General features: G+C 43.8%; 28 protein-coding genes. 21 read left to right on the top strand and 7 right to left on the bottom strand.

What is annotated here, in order from left to right; translation table 11 throughout:
* Nucleotides 1–28 precede the first annotated feature (28 nt).
* The gene (coaD, locus tag QFZ51_RS26100) at nucleotides 29–505 is read left to right on the top strand and encodes a pantetheine-phosphate adenylyltransferase (RefSeq protein WP_370907938.1); all 477 of its coding nucleotides are present in this window, start codon (nucleotides 29–31) and stop codon (nucleotides 503–505) included.
* A gap of 18 nt (nucleotides 506–523) precedes the next feature.
* Nucleotides 524–955, top strand: a complete 432-nt coding sequence (locus QFZ51_RS26095; RefSeq protein ID WP_370907937.1) for a hotdog fold thioesterase — start codon at nucleotides 524–526, stop codon at nucleotides 953–955.
* A 33-nt stretch (nucleotides 956–988) separates the two neighbouring features.
* Here the strand turns inward: QFZ51_RS26095 and QFZ51_RS26090 are convergent, their stop codons facing one another.
* On the bottom strand, nucleotides 989–1,609 hold the full coding sequence (locus tag QFZ51_RS26090) for an NUDIX hydrolase (RefSeq protein ID WP_429050385.1): 621 nt from the start codon (nucleotides 1,607–1,609) through the stop codon (nucleotides 989–991).
* Nucleotides 1,610–1,744: 135 nt separating this feature from the next.
* Between QFZ51_RS26090 and pyrE the strand changes: the two genes are divergently transcribed.
* Both pyrE and QFZ51_RS26080 read left to right on the top strand, forming a co-directional pair.
* Complete coding sequence (gene pyrE, locus QFZ51_RS26085) at nucleotides 1,745–2,380, top strand: orotate phosphoribosyltransferase (protein WP_429050384.1); 636 nt, start codon at nucleotides 1,745–1,747, stop codon at nucleotides 2,378–2,380.
* Nucleotides 2,381–2,432: 52 nt separating this feature from the next.
* The gene (locus QFZ51_RS26080) at nucleotides 2,433–2,807 is read left to right on the top strand and encodes a heavy-metal-associated domain-containing protein (RefSeq protein WP_429050383.1); all 375 of its coding nucleotides are present in this window, start codon (nucleotides 2,433–2,435) and stop codon (nucleotides 2,805–2,807) included.
* A 328-nt stretch (nucleotides 2,808–3,135) separates the two neighbouring features.
* Here QFZ51_RS26080 and QFZ51_RS26075 read toward each other — a convergent pair whose 3' ends face one another.
* Nucleotides 3,136–3,591, bottom strand: coding sequence for an LEA type 2 family protein (locus tag QFZ51_RS26075; protein WP_429050382.1), 456 nt, complete (start codon nucleotides 3,589–3,591; stop codon nucleotides 3,136–3,138).
* 398 nt (nucleotides 3,592–3,989) lie between these two features.
* Here QFZ51_RS26075 and QFZ51_RS26070 point away from each other — a divergent pair, with 398 nt between their 5' ends.
* Complete coding sequence (locus QFZ51_RS26070; RefSeq protein WP_429050381.1) at nucleotides 3,990–4,634, top strand: WbqC family protein; 645 nt, start codon at nucleotides 3,990–3,992, stop codon at nucleotides 4,632–4,634.
* Between the two features lie 261 nt (nucleotides 4,635–4,895).
* On the top strand, nucleotides 4,896–6,296 hold the full coding sequence (locus tag QFZ51_RS26065; protein WP_370907932.1) for an arginine decarboxylase: 1,401 nt from the start codon (nucleotides 4,896–4,898) through the stop codon (nucleotides 6,294–6,296).
* Nucleotides 6,297–6,676: 380 nt separating this feature from the next.
* Here QFZ51_RS26065 and QFZ51_RS26060 read toward each other — a convergent pair whose 3' ends face one another.
* Nucleotides 6,677–7,510 carry a hypothetical protein gene (locus QFZ51_RS26060; protein ID WP_429050380.1) on the bottom strand — a complete coding sequence of 278 codons (834 nt, stop codon included), beginning with the start codon at nucleotides 7,508–7,510 and terminating at the stop codon, nucleotides 6,677–6,679.
* Nucleotides 7,511–7,668: 158 nt separating this feature from the next.
* Nucleotides 7,669–8,121 (bottom strand): Hsp20/alpha crystallin family protein, encoded by a 453-nt coding sequence (locus QFZ51_RS26055; protein WP_370907930.1) that lies wholly within the window; start codon nucleotides 8,119–8,121, stop codon nucleotides 7,669–7,671.
* A 242-nt stretch (nucleotides 8,122–8,363) separates the two neighbouring features.
* On the opposite strand from QFZ51_RS26055, the gene QFZ51_RS26050 reads away from it, so the two are divergent.
* From QFZ51_RS26050 to QFZ51_RS25980, 15 genes are all read left to right on the top strand, one after another.
* Nucleotides 8,364–8,777 carry a BrxA/BrxB family bacilliredoxin gene (locus QFZ51_RS26050; protein ID WP_370907929.1) on the top strand — a complete coding sequence of 138 codons (414 nt, stop codon included), beginning with the start codon at nucleotides 8,364–8,366 and terminating at the stop codon, nucleotides 8,775–8,777.
* Nucleotides 8,778–8,993: 216 nt separating this feature from the next.
* Entirely contained in the window at nucleotides 8,994–10,208 is a 1,215-nt protein-coding gene (locus QFZ51_RS26045; RefSeq protein ID WP_370907928.1) for a prolipoprotein diacylglyceryl transferase family protein, read from the top strand.
* Nucleotides 10,209–10,217: 9 nt separating this feature from the next.
* Complete coding sequence (locus QFZ51_RS26040; RefSeq protein WP_429050379.1) at nucleotides 10,218–10,649, top strand: hemerythrin domain-containing protein; 432 nt, start codon at nucleotides 10,218–10,220, stop codon at nucleotides 10,647–10,649.
* 171 nt (nucleotides 10,650–10,820) lie between these two features.
* On the top strand, nucleotides 10,821–11,756 hold the full coding sequence (locus tag QFZ51_RS26035; RefSeq protein WP_429050378.1) for a DUF2167 domain-containing protein: 936 nt from the start codon (nucleotides 10,821–10,823) through the stop codon (nucleotides 11,754–11,756).
* 423 nt (nucleotides 11,757–12,179) lie between these two features.
* Complete coding sequence (locus QFZ51_RS26030) at nucleotides 12,180–14,624, top strand: TonB-dependent receptor domain-containing protein (protein ID WP_429050377.1); 2,445 nt, start codon at nucleotides 12,180–12,182, stop codon at nucleotides 14,622–14,624.
* A gap of 337 nt (nucleotides 14,625–14,961) precedes the next feature.
* On the top strand, nucleotides 14,962–15,528 hold the full coding sequence (locus tag QFZ51_RS26025) for an RNA polymerase sigma factor (protein ID WP_429050376.1): 567 nt from the start codon (nucleotides 14,962–14,964) through the stop codon (nucleotides 15,526–15,528).
* Nucleotides 15,528–16,085 (top strand): hypothetical protein, encoded by a 558-nt coding sequence (locus QFZ51_RS26020; protein ID WP_370907923.1) that lies wholly within the window; start codon nucleotides 15,528–15,530, stop codon nucleotides 16,083–16,085. The genes QFZ51_RS26025 and QFZ51_RS26020 overlap by 1 nt, the downstream gene beginning before the upstream one ends.
* Nucleotides 16,069–17,151 (top strand): hypothetical protein, encoded by a 1,083-nt coding sequence (locus QFZ51_RS26015; protein ID WP_429050375.1) that lies wholly within the window; start codon nucleotides 16,069–16,071, stop codon nucleotides 17,149–17,151. Before QFZ51_RS26020 ends, QFZ51_RS26015 begins: the two co-directional genes overlap by 17 nt.
* 47 nt (nucleotides 17,152–17,198) lie before the next feature.
* The gene (locus tag QFZ51_RS26010) at nucleotides 17,199–17,933 is read left to right on the top strand and encodes a head GIN domain-containing protein (RefSeq protein WP_429050374.1); all 735 of its coding nucleotides are present in this window, start codon (nucleotides 17,199–17,201) and stop codon (nucleotides 17,931–17,933) included.
* Nucleotides 17,934–18,026: 93 nt separating this feature from the next.
* Entirely contained in the window at nucleotides 18,027–18,518 is a 492-nt protein-coding gene (locus QFZ51_RS26005; protein ID WP_370907920.1) for a YajQ family cyclic di-GMP-binding protein, read from the top strand.
* 74 nt (nucleotides 18,519–18,592) lie between these two features.
* Nucleotides 18,593–18,844 carry a type B 50S ribosomal protein L31 gene (locus QFZ51_RS26000; protein ID WP_079473370.1) on the top strand — a complete coding sequence of 84 codons (252 nt, stop codon included), beginning with the start codon at nucleotides 18,593–18,595 and terminating at the stop codon, nucleotides 18,842–18,844.
* A 70-nt stretch (nucleotides 18,845–18,914) separates the two neighbouring features.
* Entirely contained in the window at nucleotides 18,915–20,093 is a 1,179-nt protein-coding gene (locus tag QFZ51_RS25995; protein WP_429050373.1) for a putative sugar nucleotidyl transferase, read from the top strand.
* A gap of 9 nt (nucleotides 20,094–20,102) precedes the next feature.
* The gene (gene tpiA / locus QFZ51_RS25990) at nucleotides 20,103–20,864 is read left to right on the top strand and encodes a triose-phosphate isomerase (protein ID WP_370907918.1); all 762 of its coding nucleotides are present in this window, start codon (nucleotides 20,103–20,105) and stop codon (nucleotides 20,862–20,864) included.
* 131 nt (nucleotides 20,865–20,995) lie between these two features.
* On the top strand, nucleotides 20,996–21,595 hold the full coding sequence (locus tag QFZ51_RS25985) for a 2'-5' RNA ligase family protein (protein ID WP_079473373.1): 600 nt from the start codon (nucleotides 20,996–20,998) through the stop codon (nucleotides 21,593–21,595).
* Nucleotides 21,596–22,044: 449 nt separating this feature from the next.
* Nucleotides 22,045–22,332 (top strand): acylphosphatase, encoded by a 288-nt coding sequence (locus QFZ51_RS25980; protein WP_370907917.1) that lies wholly within the window; start codon nucleotides 22,045–22,047, stop codon nucleotides 22,330–22,332.
* 157 nt (nucleotides 22,333–22,489) lie between these two features.
* Here QFZ51_RS25980 and QFZ51_RS25975 read toward each other — a convergent pair whose 3' ends face one another.
* From QFZ51_RS25975 to QFZ51_RS25965, 3 genes are all read right to left on the bottom strand, one after another.
* Complete coding sequence (locus QFZ51_RS25975; protein WP_429050372.1) at nucleotides 22,490–23,620, bottom strand: C1 family peptidase; 1,131 nt, start codon at nucleotides 23,618–23,620, stop codon at nucleotides 22,490–22,492.
* Nucleotides 23,621–23,734: 114 nt separating this feature from the next.
* Nucleotides 23,735–25,975, bottom strand: coding sequence for a M56 family metallopeptidase (locus QFZ51_RS25970; protein ID WP_429050371.1), 2,241 nt, complete (start codon nucleotides 25,973–25,975; stop codon nucleotides 23,735–23,737).
* Nucleotides 25,976–25,985: 10 nt separating this feature from the next.
* Complete coding sequence (locus QFZ51_RS25965; protein WP_370907914.1) at nucleotides 25,986–26,375, bottom strand: BlaI/MecI/CopY family transcriptional regulator; 390 nt, start codon at nucleotides 26,373–26,375, stop codon at nucleotides 25,986–25,988.
* Nucleotides 26,376–26,385 lie beyond the last annotated feature (10 nt).

Genomic DNA, 26,385 nt, shown 5'->3' with positions numbered 1-26,385 from the left:
CGTTTATCTATCAATCAATCGCACCCTTATGAGAACTTGTTTATTCCCAGGTACATTTGACCCTATAACGCTAGGACATACGGACGTCATTAACCGCGGGCTTGATCTGTTTGACCGCCTCGTGATCGGGATCGGGGTAAACAGCAGTAAAACCCCTATGTTTGCACTGGAAGAGCGGATGAGCTGGATCAGGGAGATCTATAAAGATGATCCGCGGGTGGAAGTGGCTTCGTATTCGGGACTCACCATCGACTTCTGTAAGCAACTGGACGCCCGTTTTATTTTGCGCGGTATCCGTTACGTAAGTGATTTTGAATATGAAAAGGCGATCGCTGATGTAAACCGTACTGTGGCGCCGGGTATTGAAACGATCTTTTTAACGACTGTTCCGCAGTACTCCAGTATTGCATCTACCCTGGTGAGGGATATTTACAAATACGGTGGAGATGTGTCACCTTTCCTGCCTCCCGCTGTGCTGGAAGGCATCAAACGCACGAAGAAATAATTTTATAAAGCAGATAATATGAAAACGATCTGGCATAATACTAAGATCTCACTGGACCAGTTGAACGAGATGGGTGGCACTACCATGGCTACCTGTTTAGGGATGGAGTTTACGGAAATAGGTCCGGATTATCTTAAAATGATGATGCCGGTAGATCACAGAACCATACAACCCTATGGGTTACTGCATGGCGGCGCATCTGCGGCGCTGGCAGAAACGGTGGGCAGTATGGCGTCCGGATTGATCATAGACCCGGAGAAGCAGATCTGTGTGGGCATGGAAATCAATGCCAACCATATAAGAGGAGTGAAAGAAGGTTATGTGCATGCCTGCGCCCGGCCCTTGCATATCGGGAGCACCAGCCATGTATGGGACATCCGTATTACCGACGATCATCACAAGCTGGTATGCGTAAGCCGCCTTACGGTGGCGATACTGGCAAAAAGATAGTTCCGCTTAACCGGGATGCGGAACTAAACGTTATCAGATATTCGCGGCCCTGAATACTTCCCTGATATTTTCGTAGGAGTATTTCAGGTATTTTTCCACGTTGCCAGGTTTGATCCATTGCAGGTCCTGGATGTCTTCTTCTATTTGTGGTACCGTTAATTCTGTGCCGGTAAACAACATCCGGTACCAGTAGGTATGTTTTAATACTTTTTTATTTTTCATGGGATAGTAGTGAAACGTTTCTGTGATTTTATGTTCCAGTGAAACGTTGTGCAGGCCGGTTTCTTCCGCTACTTCCCGTAGCGCGCAGGTTTCGAGGTCTTCCCCCGGGTCCTGTTTGCCTTTAGGCAGGTCCCATTTGCCGCGGCGGAACATCATGAGCACTTCACCGTCGGGATTGGTGATTAATCCCCCGGCAGCTACGAGGGTAGTAAAATGCAGCGATACTTTCTTGAAAAGTTGTTTTACATCCGGTGCAATAAACACTGCTGCGTCTTTTTTCCCATCTTCCAGTTTCTGCAATACATTTTCCATCTTTTTTGTATCCGGGTTATCGTATACTTTGGCGCCGTTAAAGTGGGCCGGGATGGTAGTGGTATCGGCACTCAGCAGGAGTGGACGCTCGTTGAGATAGATCGTAATATTTGCTTGCATGCCGCAAATGTAATTATCAATTATGAAATACAAATTGAGAATTTAGGAAGATGGAAACCTATTCCCGGCGCTCTCTGCAAATTCGTTTATTGTAATTCGTAAATTGAATAAAATGATAGTACTTTTGGCGATTGTATGAATAAAGTAAGCGAAAAACAAGTTGCAGAAAAGTTACTGCAGGTGCAGGCCGTGAAGTTAAGCCCTGCACAGCCTTTTACATGGGCTTCCGGCTGGAAATCGCCGATCTATTGCGATAACAGGAAGATCTTATCTTTCCCTTATGTGCGTGACTATATTAAATCAGAGTTGTGCAACCTGGTGTTTGAAACCTTCCCTGATGCAGCCGTGATTGCGGGAGTGGCTACTGCTGGTATTCCACATGGCGCGCTGGTAGCGGATCAGCTGAAGCTGCCGTTTATTTATGTAAGATCCAAGCCGAAAGAGCATGGTATGGGGAACCAGATTGAAGGGGTATTGCAACCCGGACAGCCGGTGGTGGTTATTGAAGACCTGATTTCTACGGGCAAAAGCAGCCTGGAAGCCGTGCAGGCCATTCGTGCAGCTGGTGGGGAAGTGATCGGGATGGTATCTATCTTCAACTATGGTTTTGATATAGCAGTGAAAGCTTTTGAAGCAGCGGGTGTGCCGTTTTATTCATTGAGCAATTATTCCGCTATGATTGCCCTGGCCGAGGAAAAAGGCATTGTATCTGCTGACGAAATAGCTACACTGCAGGCCTGGAGAAGTGCGCCGGACCAGTGGGGTAAGTAGCTGAAAATTGTATATCACTTATTTTGTATATTCGGGTATTAATATTACAACTATGCGTATCCTAAAATTAGTAGTGTTGTTCCTGTTTGCCGGCGTTGGCGTGGCAATGGCACAGCAAAAGCAGAAAGCTGTGGAAACAGCGAAGATCAGCACGCCAACCGTACAGTGTGAGTCGTGCAAAAACCGTATTGAGCGGTATATGTCACATGAAGAGGGCGTACAATCCGTAAAAGTGGATTTCAAAAAACATATTACAACGGTGAAGTACTATACCGACCGTACCAACATTGAGAATATCAAAACGGGTATTGCCAATGCGGGGTATGATGCTGATAACGTAACAGCGAACCCGGAATCTTACGCCAAATTGCCTACCTGCTGCAAGAAGCCGGAAGATGGCGGTGGTATGGACCCGAAAAAACATTAATCAACCTGTTTCAGCCTTTGGTGTCCGGTGGTTGCCGGTTTACTGAAGGCTGAGCTGTTTTCTGGCGTGGCTTTCTGTCAGCCGTATCCGCATTACCTGAAATGCTCCATCCTTTAAAGCTTACCGTTATTCCGATACTGTTTAATCCGCTGAAGCATCATTTTTCTGCATTCCAGCAAACGCTTTCCAATCTGATCCTGCTGAAATAAATATGCGCCTGCTTTCCCTGGGAGGTTCACAGCTTACGGCTGTTTCCGCTCAGAAGCACTGCTGAAAGCGGGCATATTCTGGAAATTATTGCCTTATTGGAACTCCGTTTATAGCCGGGTTAAAAGAAATTCAGCGCTTGTTTGGTTTCGCATTTTATCGGGAAAGGAAGAAAAATACCCGCCTTGCCTACTTTACAATTTCCGGTGGCTTTGATGGTTACTTCTTTATTGGCGAAAGCGCTTAATGCATTTTTGAATACGTTGGCCATGTTCACTTCCAATTTCACGGGGAAGTAAAAAGTGTCCCTTGCCGGAATAGAAATGGTGGTATCCTGGAGGGAGTGACCTACCTGGGTGTCATCAAAAAACAGGTCGAAGTTGGCATCTTTTAACTGGAGGCGATAGTTGTTCGGATTGTAATATGCCAAGGTCATCCGTACAATACTCTTGGACATACCTAGCTCATCCATACTGATACCGGCTACTCTCACAAATTGAATATCCTTGTTTTTTTCGCAGGAGCTTGCTACTCCCCAGATCACAAAAACAGCGGCTAATAATCGGAACACTTTCATCAGTTGACCAGGTATTTGAATTTATGTAAACCTACTGCAAAGCTTTTAGTTATCAAAAAATCGGGTGGGATTTGGGAAACTTTTAACGGGGGAGTTTTTGAAAACGGGGAAGACTGCTTAGATAATTAATGCATAAAACACATATAAATAAAAGATTGTCTTAAAGAAATATGCTATCTTCGTAATCCTTCCTGAGTTCGCTAAAATTGAACAAAAAAGCCACTAATTTCTTTAGTATTTTTGCATTTCAGTAATCATTTGCTGAAAGTAGGCTATGCTAATTTATTTAGCATATGATTAATAATTCTATGAATTGTTTATCATCCACTTAAAGTTAATTGTTAAGTATTTAGGTATAAGTGATTGTCAGGTGAAACGAACGGAATTCCAACATCTGCATGCAAAATTTTGACATTATGACAGAGAATGCAAAAGAAAAGGTATTGTTAATTGAATCTCAATATTTTCCACCAATTGATTCATATAAGACTTTAATAAAGCACGACATATTAAAGATTGAGAAATATGAGCACTATCAAAAGCTCAGTTACAGGAACCGTTGTTACGTTGCCGGGCCAAATGGCCGGATGATTTTAAGTGTGCCGTTGGCGCGGGGGAAGAATCAGCGGACCGTGATGAAGGATGTAAGGATCAGTAATGAGGAAAAATGGCAGGGTTTGCATTGGAAAACGCTCGTGTCTGCTTACAGGCGGTCTCCCTGGTTTGAATATTACGAAGCGGACCTGCAGGTTTTATTTGAAAAGCCTTTTCAATTTTTAATGGATTGGAACCTGGCATGTTTTGAATGGGTGAATAGCAAGCTCGGCATTGAGGTGCCCATCACCTATACCGAAAGTTATGAAAAGGAAGTGTCCGGTATAACAGATGCGCGAGAACGCATATTGCCGGGACCGGTTACAGAAAGCGAGCCCGGCTATACGCAGGTGTTCCAGGAGCGTACCGGCTTCATACCGGGACTGAGTATCCTGGACCTTCTTTTTTGTGAGGGAAAGCAATCATTGGAGATTCTGAAAAAGGGCTGAATGGAATAGCAAATAATATTATTTAACTTGTTGGCTTGTAATTGTTTGTATATTTGCCCGGGTATTTGGGCTTTTCCGAGGAATACCTCCCGAAAAAAATTAAGGTGGCAATCAACAAAATCTTTAGATTTGCAACCTATTTTGCTGGGGTTCGAACTGACGTAGGTGTGTAAACCAGGAGTTTCCCAGTGAGGGAAAAAAGGATTGTTATCCTGTTATTTTTTTCTATTACTAATTCCTAAAATTCATTTGCAGTACTAAATGAACAACACCTACACAGACCTGGTAAAACAGACCTTTGAATTTCCCCAGGAGGGCTTTGAAGTAAAAGATAACTACCTGGAATTTAATGGTTTGGATATAAAGGCATTGATAGACAAATATGGAACACCCTTTAAACTGACCTTCCTGCCTAAAATCGGGATGCAGATTAATAAGGCGAAGAAAATGTTCCATGACGCCATTAAGAAGAACAGGTACGAAGGTGAGTATTTTTACTGCTATTGTACTAAAAGTTCGCATTTCTCCTTTATTATGGAGGAGACCCTGAAGCATGGGGTACATATTGAAACTTCTTTTGCATATGATATTGATATCGTCAATAAATTATATGAGCGCAAGAAGATAAATAAGGAGACCTATGTGATTTGTAATGGTTTTAAGACCAAAGCATATACCAGGGCCATAGCGCGACTGATCAACAGCGGGTTTAAAAATGTGCTGCCAATCCTGGATAATAAGGAAGAGCTGGAAGATTATAAGCGAAATATCAGGAGTAAGGATAAGGTGAAACTGGGATTGAGGGTAGCGGCAGAAGAGGAGCCAAGTTTCGACTTTTATACCTCCAGGCTGGGCATTCCTCCACGTGATATCCTTGAATATTATGTAGATAAAATAAAAGGTAATGAGAAGTTTGAGCTGAAAATGCTGCACTTCTTCATGAATAAAGGGATTAAAGACGATATTTATTACTGGAGCCAGTTTAACCGTGTAATAAATCTCTATTGCCAGCTGAAGAAGATCTGCCCTGAACTGGACAGTATCAATATTGGAGGCGGATTCCCGATCAAGCACTCTTTGGGCTTCGATTATGATTACAACTATATTGTAAACGAGATTGTGGCCAACATTAAGAGTATGTGTAAAAAGAATAAGGTGCCTGTACCGAATATTTACACAGAGTTTGGTTCCTTTACCGTAGGCGAAAGCGGTGCGGTAATCTATAGTGTGATAGGTGAAAAAATGCAGAATGACAGGGAATCCTGGTACATGATCGATAGTTCTTTCATTACTACGTTACCTGATACATGGGGCATTGGAGAAAAGTTCCTGATGTTACCTATTAATAAATGGGACCAGGAATACCAGGAGGTGCATCTCGGTGGACTTACCTGTGACGGCTACGATTTTTATACATCTGAAGAACATATTAACGCCGTATTCCTGCCAAAGCAACAGGCATCCGGAGAGCCGCTGTACATTGGATTTTTCCATACAGGGGCCTACCAGGACCAGCTGAGCGGATACGGAGGCATCAAGCATTGTCTTATTCCTTCACCCAAACATGTGATTGTAGGATATGACAAGAACGGGCAGTTGAAAGATTGGTTATATGCCAAGGAGCAAACCGCCCAGAGCATGCTGAAGATTTTGGGTTATTAAAAAAATGGGTTAGTAATCCTACTGAAAGCCCCCCGATTATTCGGGGGGCTTATTTTTTTCATTTTTTTTTTCTCAGTTTGATAAAAAAAGGCTTTCATTTTACTGAAAGCCCTATCATGGCATAGGTTAGATGATATTCATCCGGCATAAGGAAAATAGGAGATGAATATTTGATCTTACAAAGATAGCGTTATCGGCAGGTATCAGTAAGCCCTAAAAGTTGTAATTTTTTCTAATCTGTTTTTACCCCGAATACAGTAAGAATGATGAATTTATTATCATAATGTTCGAAAACGCTACAAACGGTAATATTTACATATTAGTATAGCAGGAATAATATTAATATGGAAGCATTCTTTTATAACACAGATGTGTAGGTATCATTTCGCCTGAGAATCATTGAGGTAGTCGACAGCGGAGCCGCAATGTTTTTCAATTTCTTCAAAACAACTTTCCAGTAACTCTGTTTCCCCCTTCAAAACGGCTGTTTTCCCTGAGGCCGAAAATCCTTTTACCAGTAAAAACTGCTTGGTCAGGTGTTGATTGATCAGCGATAAATGTTGTTTTTGCTTTTCGGCGGTTCTCATTTGTTCCATGGAAATCAGGTTGCGGTAGTATTGCCCCAGTGCCCTGATGAAGAACAATACATACATGCCTACCGTAAACGGGTTAGCCAGGTATTGGAAAGCGGATGAATAACCAGGTGAAACGAATATCATCACGTTATTGATCTTGATCCAGGCAACGGCTATCAGGTAGGTGCAAAGGATCAGGCTCCAGATGAGGGCGGTGAACAGGTTGACGGTAATATAGCAAACGAGGATACTCATTACCCATATCAGCGTGTATTTGGGGCCGAGGTCCTGGTTGTTCAGCAGGGACGAAAAAATAGGAAGGATGAGTGTGGATAAAGAGGCAAACAGGCCAACTGTTTTAGCGCTTATTCCTTTTTTCAACAGTAAAAGGCAAATGGCCAGATCGAGAATGATTACAGGAATGATGATGATATTCACGGTGTTCTGGCTGAGCATATTTACAAAGAGGAAGCTCAGGAGCAGCATAATATAGAAGAAAGCATAATCAAAGATCAGTTTGATCTTCGCTTGTTCGTATGAATTTTCTGTATGAAGAAGCATGCTGCCTATCACTGCTTTTTCAGTGTTCAGGTAAATGCTTTTTATGAGTAACCAGCCTTTCGGGAAGAGCTTTGCCATGAGTGCGTGCTTAGAGAGGCAAATTATTGCATAATAAACAATAGCAGATTCAACGTTCGTGTGAATTATACACAAAAAAGGGACGCCTTTACAGGCATCCCTTTTAAACCCTCATGTTACTACAGCGGGCCTCCTTTTTACAGGAAGCCCTGCTTCCCTTATTCCACTACTATTTCTTTAGGGGCATCCTGTTTGTTTTCCTTTTTGCCCAAGGTTACTTTCAGGACTCCGTTATCATATTTCGCATTAATCTTACCTGCATCTACCAGTTCGCTGATGGTGAAGGACCGTTTGAAAGATTTGAAGGTGAACTCACGGCGTACCTGTTTGTCGCCTTCGTTCTTTGTTTCTGCTTTCTTTTCCGCGCTGATGGTAATTGCTTTATCATCTGCACTGATTTTGAAATCTTCTTTGGAGAAACCGGGAGCTACTACGTCGAGCAGGAAGGCTTCCGGCGTTTCCACGATGTTTACCGGAGGATGGGTGGTAAAGTAATCGTTGGTCAGAAAATCATCTTTTACATACTTATTTAATCCTCCATTGAGAATGTCTTCTACTAATCCACCAAATGATTTGGGAAGCGGGCTGTGGTTAAATTTAATGTGTGTCATAGTTCCTATAAATTTTTTTAGTGTGAAATCAATTTTTATTGTTTGACAGCTGGTACAGATCAAATGGGATACCATGTCATAAAAACTGCTATTTTGTTAGTAAAAAGATTACAGATTATGACATTGTGTCATTATGATTGTATGTTTTGTGTCAAAAAGTCTATATCGCTATCCATTTTTTTACTTTCTGGGTACATATAACTAACTTTGTAAAAAATATAAACAGAAAAAACTCTTATTATATGTATCCAGCGGAACTAGTAATGCCCATGAAGGCGGAATTAACAGATAACGGATTTGAAGAATTGCTGACACCAGAGAGCGTGGATAATACTTTACAGAAAGAAGGAACTACCCTGGTGGTAATCAATTCTGTATGTGGTTGCTCTGCAGGTACCGCCCGTCCGGGTGTATTGCTGGCAGTAGCGCACAGCGAAAAGAAGCCAGACAGGCTGACTACCAGCTTTGCGGGTTTTGATGGTGAAGCGGTAAGACAAATCCGTTCGCACCTGATGCCTTATCCTCCTTCTTCCCCGGCGATAGCGCTGTTTAAAAATGGTGAGTTGGTGCACTTTATTGAGCGCCACATGATCGAAGGCCGTTCCGCGCAAATGATTGCTGCGAACCTGGCTGACGCATTTGAACAGTATTGCTAAATATTCGATTTTTTCTAAATTCCAATTTAGAAATTCGAAATTGCATCGTACTTTGGTGGTTTGATTTTCCTTTTGATTAAATTCGGCTTTGTTCATAGGAAGATTCAGATCACCAATTTTTTTACGGCTATGTATCCTAATTTATATTACGCGTTCAGAGATCTGCTTGGCTTAGAGATTCCGTTTTTAAAGATTTTTCAGACGTTTGGTTTTTTTGTGGCAATAGCCTTTCTGGCCGGCGCCTATATCTTAACACGTGAACTGAAACGCTATGAAGCACTGGGGTTGCTGAAAGGTATTCCTGAAAAAGTAGTAACCGGGCTTCCGGCTTCGCAGGGTGAATTGATTGGAAATGCCGTAGTAGGATTTATTATAGGATACAAGATCCTGGGGATCTTTTTTCAGTGGGACACCGCTTCACAGGATTTACAGTCGTTTGTATTTTCGGGACAAGGCAGTCTTTTTGCCGGTATCCTGGTAGCCGCAGCCATGGCGGGATATAAATATTACACCAAAAAGAAACAGGCACTCCCTAAGCCAAAAGAAGAAACGGTGCTGGTGATGCCACACCACCGCGTACCGGATATTATTGTAATGGCGGCTATTGCCGGATTACTCGGCGCTAAAATATTTCACAATCTTGAAAACTGGAACGACTTTGTGCAGGACCCCATCGGGGCGCTGTTGTCTTTCAGCGGACTTACCTTTTACGGCGGCCTGATTGTAGCTGCGATTGTGATCATCAGTTATGCCCGTAAAAAACAATTCAATATCCGTGCGTTAATCGACAGCGCTGCACCTGCGTTGATGCTGGCCTATGCTATCGGGAGAATGGGTTGTCATTTTTCCGGAGATGGCGACTGGGGTATTTACAACAGCGCTTATGGAGTGGATACCAATACCGGTCACGCTGTAAAAATGGCGCCTGCCACATTCCAGGACATTGTTCAGAAAAATGCAGGTTTCTTTCAGCAGCAATATTCATCAGTAGAAAAAATACCGCATGCTGCTTTTGAAAAACCGGCGGCACTGGGCTTTTTACCGGATTGGTTGTTTGCCTACGGTTACCCGCACAACGTTATTAAAGAAGGAGTACAGATCGCTGGTTGTGATGGTCCTTATTGTAAAGTATTACCTATTGCCGTATATCCCACACCGTTATATGAAATTATTGTTTGCCTGGTTTTGTTCGGCATCCTCTGGGCGATCCGCAAAAGAATAAAGATCCCGGGTGTAATTTTCGGCATCTACCTGATATTAAATGGGGTGGAAAGATTTTTTATAGAGAAGATCAGGGTAGATACGAGATATGATATTTTTGGCTTTCATCCCACCCAGGCAGAAATCATTTCCACGCTCCTGGTAATTGGTGGTATTATACTGATTGGCATCTATCGTAAAAATAATACTGCTGCAAATAAGCTTTCCTGATTATAGTATATGCAACGTCACTCTTCATTAGTGCCCTTGTCGCACGAGCACAAGCGCCTTTTATTTGTATGCCGCTACCTGAAAAAAGATGCCGCGCCGTACGAGGGTTTCCCATTGGAAACACAGGCAAGATTTGAGTATATCATAAAAATATTCCAGGAGCTGATGGTACCGCATATTCAAAAGGAAGAATATCTTTTTGAGAAATGTGCAGGCCAGCATGAAGCGATTGACAAAATGATCCGGGAGTTGCAGGAAGAACACCTGATCATTTCCCGTATGTATAGCACTCTCACAGACAGCAATGATATGGATGCCGCAATGGATGTGCTGGCGTGCAGCCTGGAAGCGCATATCCGCAGGGAAGAGCGGGAATTCTTTGAGCTGCTGCAACTGGAACTTCCACATATCCTCGATAACCTCAAACTGGAAAATCCATAAATGTATTTAACGTGTTATTGTCAGGTTTTGATTTAAATATTAATTTTTCACTGGAGTTATAGCAGCATTATGTATCTGTAATATTGCCTCAATAATTATCTGTATACCTTATTGCAATTTATCCTTGTTTGTTAGGCTGGTAAATTTTACCCGGGCTATTCAATTAGAGTTATGCGTGCGTTTTTTTACAGTGTAGTTGTGTTTAGTTGCTTAACTGTCAGCCTCAATGTCCTTGGCCTATCCAGGGAAGACAGTCTTAGCAGGTACGACAAGCTGGATTCTTCTGAAATGGTGGCTGCTTCCTTTTATTATAAAGCAGGTGAACAATCGTTGGGTGAGGGTACAATATTAAATGTACCAGAAGGGTACCGCCTGCTCGATGGTGCGCAGAGCCGTGTGCTGGTGGAGCATTTATGGGGCAACCCGGAAAATCCGAATACACTGGGCGTGCTGTTGCCGGCGAGGATGGGACCTATGGATAAAGATTTCCATGGTTTTGTGATTTCTTTTGAGCCTTCGGGTTATATGGAGGAATCAGCGATCCGCCAGATTGATTACACGAAGTTGCTGACGGAGATGAAAGAGGAGTTGAAAAACGATAACCTGCTACGCAGCGGCAAAGGGGTGGGGCAGATCTCCGGTATGGACTGGGCCTTTACTCCTTATTATAATAAAAACAATCATTCCCTGCATTGGGCCCGCGTTTTACATTTTGGTAAAAATGAGCCTTCGATGCTGAATTACGAGTTAAGATTATTAGGAAGAAAGGGGGCACTCTGTTTTACGGCTATCGGTAAAGTAACGGAACTGGAGCAGATTAAGCAGCAATTAGCCATTGTAGCTGCTGCTGCGCGTTTTGCTCCGGGAAACGGTTACGCCGATTATAATCCGCGTACAGATCAATCTTCCCGTTGGGTGCCTGCCTCCGAATCCGTAGCTGGCAGAATGCTATCGATTGATAATCTTTTACTCGGAATCAGAAGCACGCTTTCCATGTTGCTGGTAATACTTTGTATGGTATTGTTTGTTTATGGTATGAATTATTATCACCACCGCCGCAAGTCCGGTTACCGGAAAATCATGAAGGTGGATGAGCGCCTGAATTGAGAAGGGACCATGCCGTTTTTCCATCTCCCTAACATATAACTAGTTACTGTAACCCTGGTTACAAGGCCATGGCCTTATTCCCTGTTTGTAAAAACCAGCCACCGTCCTTATATAATACCGGTCATCCTCCATTAACACCGCTATTTTAAATAGCTGTAACCTACCTGCAACTTTCCTTTGCGCCAGTCGTCTTTTTAATCGTTCTCTGTTTTTTTACCATTCGTCACTGTCTATATGCCGTTTGTGTAATGCTATGTACTGTGTAATACATAATACCTACTTTTACATCGTAGTAGTTAATCTACTGTAGTGGTTTAACTACTGTAGTATACAAACCAAGGAACTAAAAGAAATCTAAATCGACAACGTTTAAACTCTAAATCACCTCATATGAAAGCAAGTTTTAAAGCTATAACATTAACAATGAGTATGTTAGTGACTGCTTTGACCTCGTTTGCGCAGAATGCCCCTAAAGTAGCCGGACAAGTAATCCAGGCAGGTAACCAGCCTGTAGCGTTCGCTACTGTAACCTTATTAAAAGCAAAAGACTCCTCTTTGGTGAAAGGAGCCATTGCAGATATAGATGGTAAATATGAATTTGAGCAGGTAAAACAGGGTAAATACCTGGTTGCCGCGGTTTCAGTTGGCATGACCAAACGTTACAGCCCCGCTTTTGAAGTAGCCGCCAGCTCCATAAAAGCGCCGGCTGTAGCACTGGAAGCCGCCTCCAAAACCTTAAAGGGTGTAGACGTAACTGCCCGCCGGCCATTTGTAGAGCAGAAAGCTGATAAGATGATAGTGAATGTGGAAAGCAGCATCACTGCATCGGGTGGTTCTGCTATGGAAGTATTGGAAAAATCGCCTACGGTAACCGTAGACAAAGACGGTAATATTTCCATGAAAGGCAAGAGCGGTGTACAAATCATGATAGATGGCAAACCAACCAATATGACTTCCCAGGATGTTGCCGAGCTGCTGAAAAGCATGCCAGCCACCAATGTAGATCAGATTGAGCTGATCGCTAATCCTTCCGCCAAATATGACGCAGCCGGCAACGCGGGAATCATTAACCTTAAACTGAAGAAGAACACCAGCTATGGTACGAATGGTAATATAACCGTGGGTGGTGGCTATGGCTTCTGGCCCCGCTGGAACGGCGCACTAAACCTTAACCACCGCAATGAAAAATTCAATATATATGGTTCCGGTAATTACAGTCACCGTGAACAACAGCAGGACCTGGGTTTATACCGCTCCCTCACAGAAAATAATCAGCTGAGTGTGTATGACCAGGTAAACAACATGCACACAAAATCCAATTACAAAGCTGGTAAAATAGGAGCAGATTATTTTATCAGTAAAGGACATACAATTGGTGTAATGGCAGATTTATCCGGCGGCGATCGCAAAATCCCCAGCTATGCCACCACCCGTATTGGCAATGGCAGACAGGTGGACTCTATCCTGAAAACCAATACCAACGACGCTAAAACCTGGACCCGGAATGCATTTAATTTAAACTACCGCGGCATCCTGGATACTACCGGTAAGGAATTGAATATTGACCTGGATTACGCAAAAAACAAAGATGCGCAGCATGCTACTATATATGCAGTATCCCGCGATGGGGCTGAAAAAGGTTTCCTGGGCAGCGATACTTCCCGGAACAATCAGCCTTCCAGCATCGACATCAAAACTGCAAAAATTGATTACATACATCCACTGAAGAACCAGGCAAAATTTGAAGCCGGCGTAAAGGTAAGCTTTGTGAAAACCGATAATGATGCGCGTTTCGACTCCCTGAGAATGGGCAACTGGGTGCTGGATGAAAACCGTTCCAACCACTTTATCTACAAGGAAAATGTGAACGCGGCGTATATCAATTTCAACAAACAATTTAAGAAGGTGAATGTGCAGGTAGGATTACGCGGTGAGCAAACGCATATCACCGGTACATCAGTGTCGATGAAGAACCAGCAGCAGATGGAAGTGAAGAATGATTCTACTTACTTTAACCTGTTTCCCAGCATGGCATTGACATATAAACTGAATAAGGATAATACGCTTGGACTGACCTATAGCCGCCGTATTCAGCGTCCGAGCTATGAAGATCTGAATCCGTTTGAATTTTACCTGGACAGGTATACAAAGGAGTCTGGTAATCCTAACCTGAAGCCACAGTATTCCAACAATTTTGAGATCACGCATACCTTTAAGGATTTCCTGATCACCTCCGTAGGATACGCGCATACAAAAGACCTGATGACCCAGATACTGGAGTCTGATGTGGATAAGGCGACCGGGGATACTTCCATTCTGCGGTACAAATACCTGAACGTGGCTAAGGCCGACAACTTTAACCTGAACGTAACGGTACCGATGCCCATTACCAAGTGGTGGATGAGCCTTACCACGGTGTCAGTATCTTATGCGATGTTTGAAACCGTGGTAAACGATCACCAGGTGAAACTGTCGTCTGCCGGATTCTTCGGACGCACCCAGCAAACATTCACCCTGAGCAAGGACTTGTCTGCAGAAGCAGTGTTCTTTTACGTATCTCCGCAGGTGACCGAAGATGGGCTGTTCAAGATGAAATCTATGTGTTCCCTGGATCTGGGTGTTTCCCAGAAAGTACTGAAAGGGAAAGGATCTGTGAAACTCAATGTAACGGATGTGTTTAAAACTAATTATTTCCGCGGGGACTTTGATAATGCAGGCAGATATACTGCTGTTTCCAGCAAATGGGATGCACAACAGTTTCGCCTGACCTTCAACTACCGTTTTGGGAATACTAATGTAAAAGCAGCCCGCAGCCGTCAAACCGGACTGGAAGCGGAACAAAATCGTGTAAAACAGGGTGGTAACTAGGCCAGCCTGTTGGGAAGATGGTTTTTTAGGTATATAAGGATGGAAAAACGTGGCCCTTTACCGGGCTGCGTTTTCCTTACCAATTTCGCCGGTATACAGATGTGCCGGTTTCATCACAGGAAACGGCAGTTTGGTATAATTTGACATAGAAGCGAGGGTGTTTACAATAATTTTGAAGAAATTTTTTACCGGATATCACTTTCATCCATTCTCTATAAATAATTAATAATTAATCAGATAACAAATTTTTGCTGGTAATTAAACGGACAAAGTCTCACCAAACCGGAAATTTCCCCGTCAGCATCATGCAACCTTTTTTACAATTACTGTCTTTATAATGAAAGCATCAGCCACTAACTTGAATCAGACGCCACTCGCAGCATATATAGTAGAACGCTGCAAAAAAGGAGATGTCCGTGCATTTCGTGAATTGTACGAAGCCTATTCGGCTGCGATGTACAACATTTGCCTGCGTATGACCAATAACGTGAGTGATGCGGAAGACACTTTGCAGGAGGCTTTCATCCAGGTGCATAAAAGCATTCATAAGCTGGAGCGTGAGGCCAGTATCAGTGCCTGGATCAAGCGGATTGTGGTAAATCATTGTTTGAATACACTACGTAAAAAGAAGGTGTATTTTGAAGATGTGGATGAAGTGGAAGTATTGGCTGAAGAGGGGATTGATGAGGCCCAGTTTACCTGGACCGTAGCCGCAGTAAAGTCTGCCATTCATAGTTTACCGCAGGGATACCGTACCGTATTGAATCTCTATCTTTTTGAAGAGTATTCGCACCGGGAAATAGCAGAGATGCTGGGTATCACCGAATCCACTGTGAAAACGCAGTATATGCGTGCAAAGGAGAAAGTAAGACAAATTGTAAAACAGCAAAATGTAACTCGTTAATGCCAGACAATTTTGAAGGTTTTATCCGCCAGCACCGGGACGAATTTGAGGAACAGGGCCCTTCACCGAGGGTTTGGAGCGCACTGGAGCAGGAGCTGACGGGCAGGCGCAAAGGAAAGGTGATTTCCCTTTTACAGAAAAACTGGTTTAAAGCAGCCGTGATCGCAGTTTTGCTGGCCAATGCCGGCGCGCTGTTTTACTTCACCAAAAACCGTCAGCCGCAGCAGCAGGAACTTGCCGTGTTAGCGCCTGACATCCAGGAAGCGGGCGTTTACTATACGTCGCGTATAAACGAAAAATTGCAGTTGATTGATGCTTATCCCGATTCAGCGCTGGGGCTGGATAGCGCTGCCCGTAAGGAACTGGAACTTCGCAATGATACTTATAAAGCACTGGAGAAGGAATTAAAAAATAATCCGGGCAATGAAAGAATCCGCGCTGCTATGGTCCGCTATTACCAGCTGAAGCTGGATCTGTTGGATAAAATTTTGGAAGAGTTGCACAATAAACATGTAGCTCCCGGTCAAACAAAAAAACATTATGAAGCTGAAATTTAAATGCTTGTTATTTCTGCTGCTGCCATTAATGGCGCAGGCCCACAATGGAGCTACGGCTTATAAAAGAACTATTGTAAAGGAGTTTACTGTAAATGATAACGCCACGTTGAACCTTTCCAATAAGTATGGCAAAATCATTTTTCACACATCGAACAAAAATGAAATCAAAGCCACCATCACCGTTACAGGTTTTGGTAAGAATGATGAACAGGCCAAAGCCATTGCAGAAATGGTGGAAGTGAACACCAACCAGAGTAATAATGGGGTATCGCTGAGCACTTATTACAGCCCGTCGAAAAACAATTCCGGTTGGTTTTCATGGGGAGGAAAAATGGATTCCAAAGACTACGTGAACATTGACTACGATATTTATATTCCGCAAAGCCTGCAGAATTTACTGGTGAAGAACCAGTTTGGCGATGTGATTGCGGATAAATTTAGTTTTCCTGTGACGCTGGAAATGAACTATTGCACTTTTGATATCCGCGAGGCGCAGGACCTTCTCTTCAAAATAAATTATTGTGATAAGGGGAAGGTGGGCAAAGCAGGTAATGTAACGGTGAAGGGGAATTATTCCGCCATCCGGGGCGGGCAACTGGAATCACTGAATGCCAATTCCAATTACAGTGAGTATGTGTTCGGCCGGGTGGGCAACCTGAAAATTTCTTCCAACTACGATGATTATAAAATAGATGCAGTGGGTACAGTGTCTGGCCGGGGTACTTATTCAGATGTGCGGTTAAAGGAATTGCAGCAGTCTGTTGATTTAAACATGACTTATGGAGATGTGAAGATAGAAAAAGTGAGCAGTGGATTCAAGCAGGCAGATTTTCAACTCACCTATTCGGATCTGGATATCCGATTCGGAGCGAGGCAACCATTGTCGATAGAAGCAAACCTGGTAAACGGGGATCTGGATACCGGCGGGCTGGAGCTGAAGAATGTGGTGTCCAATAAAACGAATTCGACCCTGCGTTATTCTGCACATGCGGGGGGAGGAAGTGATTCATCTCCCTATATAAAAATACGCGGTGTAAACACCGATGTAAACCTGGGTACGTATTAAACAGATCAGAACGCCATTCTAAAATCTTTTTAAAATAATACTACACTATGAAACGAATTGCTGCTTACTTCCTGGTTGCTTTGCCATTGTTGCTCACTGCCAGTGTACTTGTTTCCTTTTCGCATCAGAGCGATCAAAGAATAACGGGAAACGGGAATGTGAAAGAAGAATCCCGGAATGCGTCTGCGTTTACAGATATCAGCACTTCCGGTGTGTATAAGGTGATTATAGAACAGGGGAATACCCACAGTATCCGGGTAGAGGCAGAAGATAACCTGCTGCCTTATATCCAGACAGATATCGCCGGCGACGAGTTAACGATCCATACCAAGAAGGGGTATAACATTCAGCCTACCAAAGAAATCAAAGTATACATCACGCTGCAGAAGGTAGATAAGTTGTCGGCCAGCGGCGCCGGTGGTTTTACGAGCAAGGGAAAGCTTACCAGCGACCGCATCCAGCTGAGGTTTAGTGGCGCAGCTGGTGCCGATCTGGACATCCGTACCCATGAACTGAAGGTAGGTGTTTCCGGGGCCAGTAATATTGTCCTGAAAGGCAATACAGACAAGGCTGATTATGGTATTTCAGGGTCCGCTGATATTTCAGCGCTGGATCTGGCTACTGATGATGCAAAGATTGGTATTTCCGGTACCGGTAAGGCAGATGTATTTGTGCAGAAGAAACTGGAGATAGGTATTTCCGGGATGGGAAAGGTAAAATATAAAGGAGAACCGAATGTTACCCAGTCTGTATCCGGAATGGGTAAGATCAGCAAGATATAATAACAAGTTAGATTTAGAGTATATAACGAGCAGGTAGTTCTCTACCTGCTTTTTCTTTTTTATATTTGTTGTTCGAATATAAAATTTTAAGTTATGCCATCCTTTGATATTGTTAGCAAAGTAGATTTACAGACACTGGATAATGCTATTAACACGGTGAAGAAAGAGATCACCAACAGGTTTGATTTCAAGGGTTCACATGTGGAGATTGAGCTGAATAAGAAAGAACTGGTGCTGAATATAGAGGTAGAAAGCGATATGAAGCTGGGCCAGGTACTGGATGTGCTGGTAAGCAGGACCATGCGCCAGGGGCTGGACGCCAGTATTTACGACCTGAGCAAGGAGCCTTACCAGAGCGGGAAGGTATTTAAGAAAGAAATACCTGTACGCAATGGTATTAAGCAGGAAGATGCCAAGAAGATAGTGAAGATGATCAAGGACGCCGGTTTAAAGGTGCAGGCAGCCATTATGGATGATATTATACGGGTAACCGGGAAGAAGATTGATGACTTACAGGAGGTTATACAAAAGGCGAAGGAATCCAACCTGGGTATACCTTTGCAGTATATTAACATGAAATCCTGATTTTTTTACGAATAATCTTTGGGTGTTAAAGAAATTTAGTTAACTTTGCACCCTGTATTTACAATAATTTTGATATGAAACAGGGAATCCATCCAGAAAGTTACAGATTTGTGATATTTAAAGATATGTCAAACGGCGAGAGCTTTTTAAGCCGCTCTACCGCTCCTTCCAAAGAAACTGCAAAGTGGGAAGATGGTAATGAGTATCCGTTGATTAAGTTGGAAATTTCCAATACTTCTCACCCTTTTTATACTGGTAAGAATGTGTTGGTGGATACTGCAGGACGTATTGACAAATTCAACAAGCGCTACGCTAAGAAAGCATAGTTTCTAAGTAAAATATTTTTTTAGAAGAATCCCATCGATAAGCCGATGGGATTTTCTATTTTAGCCCCCTATGGAGCGTAACTATATTCTTTTTGACACGCCCGTACGTGAACTGTTATACCCCTTTACGCATACAAGACCCATTGCAGCCTGCAGAGTAGGGATACTCACTATACAGGAGAAGTGGGAGCACTGGCTGGGTACGGGTACTAGTCATTTCACTGTACCGCACCTGCAGGACAAATTCCCCCTGTTGTACAAAGACAACCAAACCGTTAACATCTTACTGAGTGGACATATACTGCCGGACGCCGGGCTGGTAGCTGCTATTCTTGAGTTACAGCCGGAAGAGGAGTTGTATAAAGACAACCAGTTACTGGCTAAAGTGGTACAGGGGGATGGCGCCTCCCTGCTGGCTCCGGGCGCCAGGAAAAATTATCCGGCGGAAGTACTGGGAATTTATAAGCCTTGGGATATCTTTGCGCTCAACGATAAAGCAATCAGGGCAGATTATCAACTGCTTACAGCAGGCAGGAAATCTGTCATCTTATCACACACCAATCAACAGATCAATCATACGGACATTTTCGTGGAGCCAGGCGCGAAGGTAGAGTACAGTATACTGAACGCTGCTACCGGCCCGATTTATATAGGGAAGGATGCGGAAGTGATGGAAGGCTGTATGATCAGGGGACCCTTTGCAATGGGAGAGGGAGCTGTATTGAAAATGGGAAGTAAAATATATGGCGCTACAACATTAGGGCCGTACTGTACGGGTGGAGGCGAGATCAAGAACAGTGTGATGTTTGGTTATTCCAACAAAGGCCATGACGGTTACCTGGGCGATGCGGTGATAGGGGAATGGTGTAACCTGGGAGCCAATACATCCGGTTCCAACCTGAAGAATAATGTATCTGAGGTGAAAGTATGGATGGAGGCGCAGGGTGAGGCGGTATCTGCAGGTATAAAATGTGGATTGCTGATGGGTGATTACAGCAGGTGCGGTATTAATACCATGCTGAATACCGGTACTGTGATCGGCGTGTCGTGCAACGTGTTTGGCGGGCATTTTCCGCCCAAATTTGTGGGTTCATACAGTTGGGGAGACCAGGGCGCCTACCGTTTGGCAGAAGCCCTGAAGGATGCCGGTAACTGGATGGCTTTGAAGGGGAAGGAGCTTACGGAAAAGGATAAGCAGGTATTGGAAGCATTATATGCACAAATAAATCAGAAAGACCTTAAAACTTAATATCATAGTATGAGAAAGAAAATTGTTGCAGGTAACTGGAAAATGAACCTTACGCTGGCACAGGGTGAGCAGCTGATCAACGATATCCTGCAGGCAGGACTGAAGCTGAAAGAGGGACAGGAAGTAATTGTGGCTACACCGTTTCCTTATTTGCAGAAAGCGAAATCGTTACTGAAAAGCTATCCTGGTTTTTATGTGGCGGCACAGAACTGTTACAGTGAAAAATCCGGTGCTTATACCGGTGAGGTATCTGCGGAAATGCTGCAATCAATAGGTGTTGATTATGTTATTCTGGGTCACTCTGAAAGAAGGGAATATTTCCAGGAAAGCAATGCTATGCTGGCAAAGAAGATAGACCAGGTGCTGGCTAACGGTTTGAAGCCTATTTTCTGCTGTGGCGAACCGCTGGAAATAAGACAGGCAGAAACGCAGAATGCCTATGTGGCCAAGCAGCTGGAAGAAAGTTTGTTTCATCTTACAGAAGAGCAGCTGAAGAATGTGGTGATTGCTTACGAGCCTATCTGGGCCATCGGTACCGGTTTAACAGCCAGTTCTGCACAGGCGCAGGACATGCATGCTTTTATCCGTTCGCAGATTGCTAATAAATTTGGCCGTGAGGCAGCCTTGCATACTTCTATTTTATATGGTGGTAGCGCGAAGCCGGGAAATGCGGCAGAACTGTTTGCCAGCCCGGATGTAGACGGTGGTTTGATTGGCGGCGCTTCCCTGGTGGCAGCCGACTTTGTGGCGATTATTGAAAAGTTATCTTAAGTAATTGAGAAATACGCAGTTATAAAGGCTGCGTATTTTTTTAGTAAATAATGCTAAAAATATTAGTATTTCTGAAAAAAGGTTGTATATTCGTATTGTCATTCTAACAGGGAGAATTAAAATATCAGGTTATGAATACGAATTATGAAATTTCGGAAGAGGTATTTGATTATTTAGTGGTAGTGAATCCGGATGCATTGGTTGCGAAAGATGTGACCCGTATCCGTCAGTTTGTAGCAACTGAGTTAAGCGATACGATGATGTCTGCCGCACCGGTTCATGTGGCCTTGTTCAGGTCTGCTTTTCCTGAACGTTTCCAGGACGACTTTGTCGATATGCTGGAAGAGGTAGCACGTAAACAGGCTGGGTTTGCCATCTATACGGCAAAGATTGATGCCTTGAGGCATGCGGACGGGCACAACAGTGTTTTCATTAATGTCGCTAACCCCAAGCCATTGATCGATTTGCACCGCAGTATTATGCAAACTTTTGAGTTGAAGCCACAAACATTCAAGCCGCATATTATGTTGGCGAGAGGCTTGCAGGATGCGGAGGTAAATATGATTATGCCATTGCTGGCGCAGCAGATTTTTGTACGCAGCTTTAACTGTCATTGTTTTAGCCTGCTGAAAAGGCCAGCGTCCGGTGGTAAGTATGAGCGGGTGAAAGACTTTGTCTTTGGAGATATTGAGCACATGGTAGGTTCATTGTTTAATTATGCTGCTGCGTAAGCAGTACACTATAATCTGATGCAGGAATTACCGGATGGTAGATTCGCAGGATTGGTGAAGATGTTACGGATAAAATAATTTGTTATCCCCTATATCAATTTTCATCAATGTTTGTTACCCTCAAGTTAACCATCCTTTCGTACTGTTGCTATTGCAGTTTTTCGCCTGCTGTCACAGGTTGGCTGTGGAATTGCGGTAGTTATTTGATCCGTAGGCACACATTTTCATAGGTTGCTGCGTATCCATAAATCCGGTAAATCCTGGTTCAGATAGTTGTTTGTATAACCAATTCTTCTTTTTCTGGTATGCCCTGAAGGTCCCTGCCTGTAATTAGTTTTCCGGTTGTTTGTATCTTTGACGAATATTTAGTATGTTTTGAGTGGGAGCTGTATTCATGTGATATAACCCCATCCGAAGAAGACCATTACAGGGTAAATCGTTATAAATTTATGGCAACCAGAACAGTTGTACACAAAGAAATTATTGTGAAGGGCCGTGTGCAGGGAGTAGGATTCAGAGCTAATGCAAAGCGTGTAGCCGATTCAATGCATATACATGGGCAAGTTAAAAATCTGCTGGACGGAAGTGTGTGGATACTGGCAGAGGGAACGGCAGAAGAAATGGAAGACTTTATTGCATGGTGCAGGTCTGGGCCTGCTATGGCTGCAGTGAAGGAACTGGAAATCACCGACGGTGATGTACAACATATCAAAGGGTTTACTATCCTTTATTCATAAATCCCTGGTCCGGTAACAGCAGGTGCTTCGTTACCTATGCCAATCAATCGCAGATAAAGCTATCCGTGACCGGCAGACAACAGGCGCAAAGAAATTTTACGGGGCAACGCAACTGAATACAACTGTGAAAATTTCTTTGCGCTTTTGTCATGCATATTTAGTTGGTACTGGTGTATTTCTTTTGGAAAGATTTATCCAGTGCGGCTTTTGGAACAACGATGGTGATGGTATTTACAGCGAAGTAAGCCTCGGATACATTTACATAGCCACCAAACGGACTGGAGTTTTTACCCCATGAATTTTTTACCAGGAAGAACGTTTTACCCTTTGGCGATTTTTCGATCCCCGTAATGTGCATCAGGTGATCATCCTGTGTAATCAGCTCTTCATATAGCTTTTGACGTGAGTCCTGTGTATAAGCGGGTTCAGTCATATCCGGATCGATACTATCTTTTTTCAGCGTGATTTCCGGTGAGGTGAGCAGCGCAAAGCCTTTGCTACTGGCGAACCCGCGGTTACTTACATCTGCATCCCATAACACGGTGTAGCCTTTTTGAAGGGCAGCTTCGGTAATACCGGTCAGTTCTTTTACGGGCACATTATAATAAGCTCCATTGGAGAAGTTGTCTGGTACTTCAATGATGAAAGGTTTGTAAAAAGGGTGGTGCGTAAAGGAAGTCAGGAAAACATAGTCGTCTTCATTGAATTTTACCACTTCCTTCGCAAAACTCTGCGGGGTATATGTTTTACCATTATAGTCAAAGGTGGCCGGCGGCGCTCCCATATACTGATCGAGGATACCGGTGAATTGTGATATCCAGTTATCCGGCACAGGGGATACTTTGATGATACTGTCGAGGTATTTTTTCATGGTTACCACCATTTCTGAGTGGTTGTGAACGGTGGCATTGCTTTTTAAACCGCTGTAAACGCTTTCCGGTTCTATGCCATAAGCGGCAATGGAATGGATTACATCGTGGGCCAGTCCGCCTTCATCGAAACGGGCAAAGCCCTGTCGGCGCACATAGTTTTTGGCTTTTTCGATATAAATATTGCGGGCGGTAAACATTTCAGAGAGATCCAGTTCAGGCAGTCCTTTGCGTAAACACTCCGATTCTACCATGGAAGTAGAAGAGAATGACCAGCAGGTGCCAGTCATGCCCTGATTTTTAACCGGGGTGGCTGCATTGATTTTACCATTTTCCAGATTGCTGATTACAACGCCCTTTTCCTGTGCACCCGCTGCGAAGGCGGTGAACAGGGCAAGGGTTAAACAAAATGCTTTCATATACGATCTCATTAAATTATTAACCTAAAGATAAGTGAACCCGTATAATAAAAAATACCATTACCGTATGAACGGTAATGGTACGGATGCAATCTGCAATAGAATGGCAGTAAATCAGTTTTGTATATCGGAATGATATGAGTTTGCAGAACCTTTTATGGTAAGCCGTTTTGTTTGCAGGTATTTCTGGTATTTGGCGGCCACATTGTCGGGTTGTTTAACATCATTGATGAATAGCCCGTTTTCATTTTTTTCAATCTTGTAGCCTTTTTGGGCATCGAGCAGCTTGTCAGCCTCCATTTGGGAGATCATTTCTTTATAAAAGGCGGCTCTTTTTTCTCCTTCCTTCGCTCTTTCTGCACCTTCTTTTGCTCTTCTTTCACCTTCTCTGGCTCTTTCAGCGCCTTCTTTCGCTCTCATTTCCCCTTCCAGGGTTCTTTTGGCATTTTCTCTGTCACGGGCGATATTTTCCCGCACCCTGGCAGCATTAGCGAGTGCTTCTGCCCTGTTTCTGCGGACTTCTTCCAGAGAGGAGGTAGCATTTTGTGTTGCCAGGCTGGCTGCTTTAAGACCAGCCTTTGTTTCCTTGCTTATCTTATCATAAAATTCCTTTGTGTTTACGCTGGCGTATGCAGCTTGCAGATTTTTGTTGAGTGCTGCAAAATCAATGCTGTTCAGGGCTTCAGCGGCTTCTTTCTGGGCCGCGCTGATTTTGCTCCAATCGATATTTTTCAGGGCTTTTACGCTTTCTTCCTGGGCTTTACGGGCTTCAGCAGATACTTCGTCCCATTTGATATTTTTGGTGGCTTCGGCTATATCTGCCTGTACTTTTTTCATATCCACCTGGTTCAGCTGCTGCATGGCCTGCTGGACGCTTTTTTGCGCTTCTTTAATTTGCTGGCGCACTTCGTCTTTGTTGAACTGGTAGTCGAATTTATAATTGTAATTAAATGCCTGCGCTTTGTTGGTTGTTGCAGTGTGTTTATTATTCTTATTTACGTTTACCTGTGTATTTACATTGGTGGAAACGTTGCTCTGGTCTGTTACCTGAATATCTGAAACATCTACCGACAGATCGCCTTTTAATGGCGCCAGTGGTGCTACAGGTGGTAGTGGCGCCGGCACAGGAGCAGTTACTGGTTCAGGAGCCGGAGCAGGTGTTGGTGGTGGGGGCGCCGGCAGAACGGTGTCGGTGGTAGCAGATTCCAGTTGTTCACGGAATTTGCGGGTCGTTTCATCCGGTTCAAGGGCAGCCAGTTTTTTCTGCGGGGTGCTGTCTTTTACGGTCTTTACTTTTGCCGGTTGTTGCTGGTCGTTCTGATCTTTTCCTTTAGCAGGGTTGAGCCATGCGATGGATATAAGACCGGTAGCGATGATGAGTACGGCTAAAAATTTCTGGCTATAATTAAGATGTTTAGTTTTCATTTCCATGATGCGTTTAATGCGGTGAAACAGATGTTGTTTACTGTCTGCAGCAGCCATGGTAAGCCGGTTGGCGGTAAGGCGGTATTCCTCCAACGCTACCAGTGCGTGCGCATATTGCAGTGGTTGGGCGGTGCTGGCTATTACCAGGTCATCGCAGCAATGTTCCCTTTCCATACGGATGATTTTTGAAATCAGCCATACAAAAGGATTAAAGAAGAGAATTGTTTCAACAATTGATTGGAAGATATTCAACAGATAATCATTGCGTTTGATATGGGCCAGCTCGTGCAGCAGCACTGCTTCCAGCTGGGCTTCCGTAAGGTTATTCACCATTGCCACCGGTAAGAGGATGAGCGGCTTTATAAATCCCAGCATCACAGGCACCTGTACATGCCTGGAGATAAGCAGTTTCACCTTACGGGGAATCTGCAATCTTGCGGCGAGTTTATCCAGGTGTTTGTCCCACGCATCGCCCATTGGCTCTATGCGGGTTGTGCGGATTTTACGGAGTTGAAACAGATCGGACAGCAGTTTAATGATCATGCCGGTCATGCCCGCAATATATAGTGTTACCACAAAAGGAAAACAAAGCTCAAGGTTGGGAAACAGCCATATCAGCGGGTCCTGGCTGGGATATACGGCGGTAAGATGAACCGGCTCGTGTAAGGTAAGGGTGCCACTGAAGTGTTGTACTGCTTCTCTTGCTTCCTGCAGCCGTTGTACATGCATATACAGCGTTGCGAGAAACCAGGTAAAAATGCCCGAGAGGGAGAGCAGTGACAGGTTGTATTTTATCCGTGCGCCGGCCTGGGGCCAGAGTTTTAATACTATCCGTAAACATGCGTAAATGAAGAACGCCTGCCACATGGAATGAAGGATTGTCCAACCCAGGGCGCGTACAAAGTCGCCCGTAATAGGTAATACATTCATAGTACTAGATTTACCTGTTTTCCTTTTGTTGTTTTTCTATTGTAGTAAGATATTGCCGGATCTTTTCCAGTTCTTCTCCAGACGACTGATGGTGGCCGAGGGCCTGCATTACCAGTTGTGAAGCGGAACCGCCAAAAACGGTATCTATCATTTTGTCCAGTAATTGTTGCTGTGTTTTCTGCTGTGAAATGGCGGCAGTGTATACATGAGTTTTGCTGCTGGTATCGCGCTGCAACAGCTCTTTTTCATGCATAATCTGCATCAGTTTGAGGGTAGTGGTGTAGCCGGCATCTTTCGTTTGAGATAAGATCTCATGTATCTCACGAACGGTGCTGGGGCCTTTCTCCCAAAGAACGCCCAAAATTTCCAATTCACTTTCTGTAGGCCGGATCTGTTTCAAAGCAATGATT

Source organism: Chitinophaga sp. W3I9 (assembly GCF_050434025.1).
GTDB lineage: Bacteria > Bacteroidota > Bacteroidia > Chitinophagales > Chitinophagaceae > Chitinophaga.
This window is presented reverse-complemented; position numbering and strand designations above follow the sequence as displayed.

Coding starts and splice junctions, on each gene's coding strand:
- coaD (WP_370907938.1), top strand. CDS start 29: ATGAGAACTTGTTTATTCCCAGGTACATTTGACCCTATAACGCTAGGA.
- QFZ51_RS26095 (WP_370907937.1), top strand. CDS start 524: ATGAAAACGATCTGGCATAATACTAAGATCTCACTGGACCAGTTGAAC.
- QFZ51_RS26090 (WP_429050385.1), bottom strand. CDS start 1,609: ATGCAAGCAAATATTACGATCTATCTCAACGAGCGTCCACTCCTGCTG.
- pyrE (WP_429050384.1), top strand. CDS start 1,745: ATGAATAAAGTAAGCGAAAAACAAGTTGCAGAAAAGTTACTGCAGGTG.
- QFZ51_RS26080 (WP_429050383.1), top strand. CDS start 2,433: ATGCGTATCCTAAAATTAGTAGTGTTGTTCCTGTTTGCCGGCGTTGGC.
- QFZ51_RS26075 (WP_429050382.1), bottom strand. CDS start 3,591: ATGAAAGTGTTCCGATTATTAGCCGCTGTTTTTGTGATCTGGGGAGTA.
- QFZ51_RS26070 (WP_429050381.1), top strand. CDS start 3,990: ATGCAAAATTTTGACATTATGACAGAGAATGCAAAAGAAAAGGTATTG.
- QFZ51_RS26065 (WP_370907932.1), top strand. CDS start 4,896: ATGAACAACACCTACACAGACCTGGTAAAACAGACCTTTGAATTTCCC.
- QFZ51_RS26060 (WP_429050380.1), bottom strand. CDS start 7,510: ATGGCAAAGCTCTTCCCGAAAGGCTGGTTACTCATAAAAAGCATTTAC.
- QFZ51_RS26055 (WP_370907930.1), bottom strand. CDS start 8,121: ATGACACACATTAAATTTAACCACAGCCCGCTTCCCAAATCATTTGGT.
- QFZ51_RS26050 (WP_370907929.1), top strand. CDS start 8,364: ATGTATCCAGCGGAACTAGTAATGCCCATGAAGGCGGAATTAACAGAT.
- QFZ51_RS26040 (WP_429050379.1), top strand. CDS start 10,218: ATGCAACGTCACTCTTCATTAGTGCCCTTGTCGCACGAGCACAAGCGC.
- QFZ51_RS26035 (WP_429050378.1), top strand. CDS start 10,821: ATGCGTGCGTTTTTTTACAGTGTAGTTGTGTTTAGTTGCTTAACTGTC.
- QFZ51_RS26030 (WP_429050377.1), top strand. CDS start 12,180: ATGAGTATGTTAGTGACTGCTTTGACCTCGTTTGCGCAGAATGCCCCT.
- QFZ51_RS26025 (WP_429050376.1), top strand. CDS start 14,962: ATGAAAGCATCAGCCACTAACTTGAATCAGACGCCACTCGCAGCATAT.
- QFZ51_RS26020 (WP_370907923.1), top strand. CDS start 15,528: ATGCCAGACAATTTTGAAGGTTTTATCCGCCAGCACCGGGACGAATTT.
- QFZ51_RS26015 (WP_429050375.1), top strand. CDS start 16,069: ATGAAGCTGAAATTTAAATGCTTGTTATTTCTGCTGCTGCCATTAATG.
- QFZ51_RS26010 (WP_429050374.1), top strand. CDS start 17,199: ATGAAACGAATTGCTGCTTACTTCCTGGTTGCTTTGCCATTGTTGCTC.
- QFZ51_RS26005 (WP_370907920.1), top strand. CDS start 18,027: ATGCCATCCTTTGATATTGTTAGCAAAGTAGATTTACAGACACTGGAT.
- QFZ51_RS26000 (WP_079473370.1), top strand. CDS start 18,593: ATGAAACAGGGAATCCATCCAGAAAGTTACAGATTTGTGATATTTAAA.
- QFZ51_RS25995 (WP_429050373.1), top strand. CDS start 18,915: ATGGAGCGTAACTATATTCTTTTTGACACGCCCGTACGTGAACTGTTA.
- tpiA (WP_370907918.1), top strand. CDS start 20,103: ATGAGAAAGAAAATTGTTGCAGGTAACTGGAAAATGAACCTTACGCTG.
- QFZ51_RS25985 (WP_079473373.1), top strand. CDS start 20,996: ATGAATACGAATTATGAAATTTCGGAAGAGGTATTTGATTATTTAGTG.
- QFZ51_RS25980 (WP_370907917.1), top strand. CDS start 22,045: ATGGCAACCAGAACAGTTGTACACAAAGAAATTATTGTGAAGGGCCGT.
- QFZ51_RS25975 (WP_429050372.1), bottom strand. CDS start 23,620: ATGAAAGCATTTTGTTTAACCCTTGCCCTGTTCACCGCCTTCGCAGCG.
- QFZ51_RS25970 (WP_429050371.1), bottom strand. CDS start 25,975: ATGAATGTATTACCTATTACGGGCGACTTTGTACGCGCCCTGGGTTGG.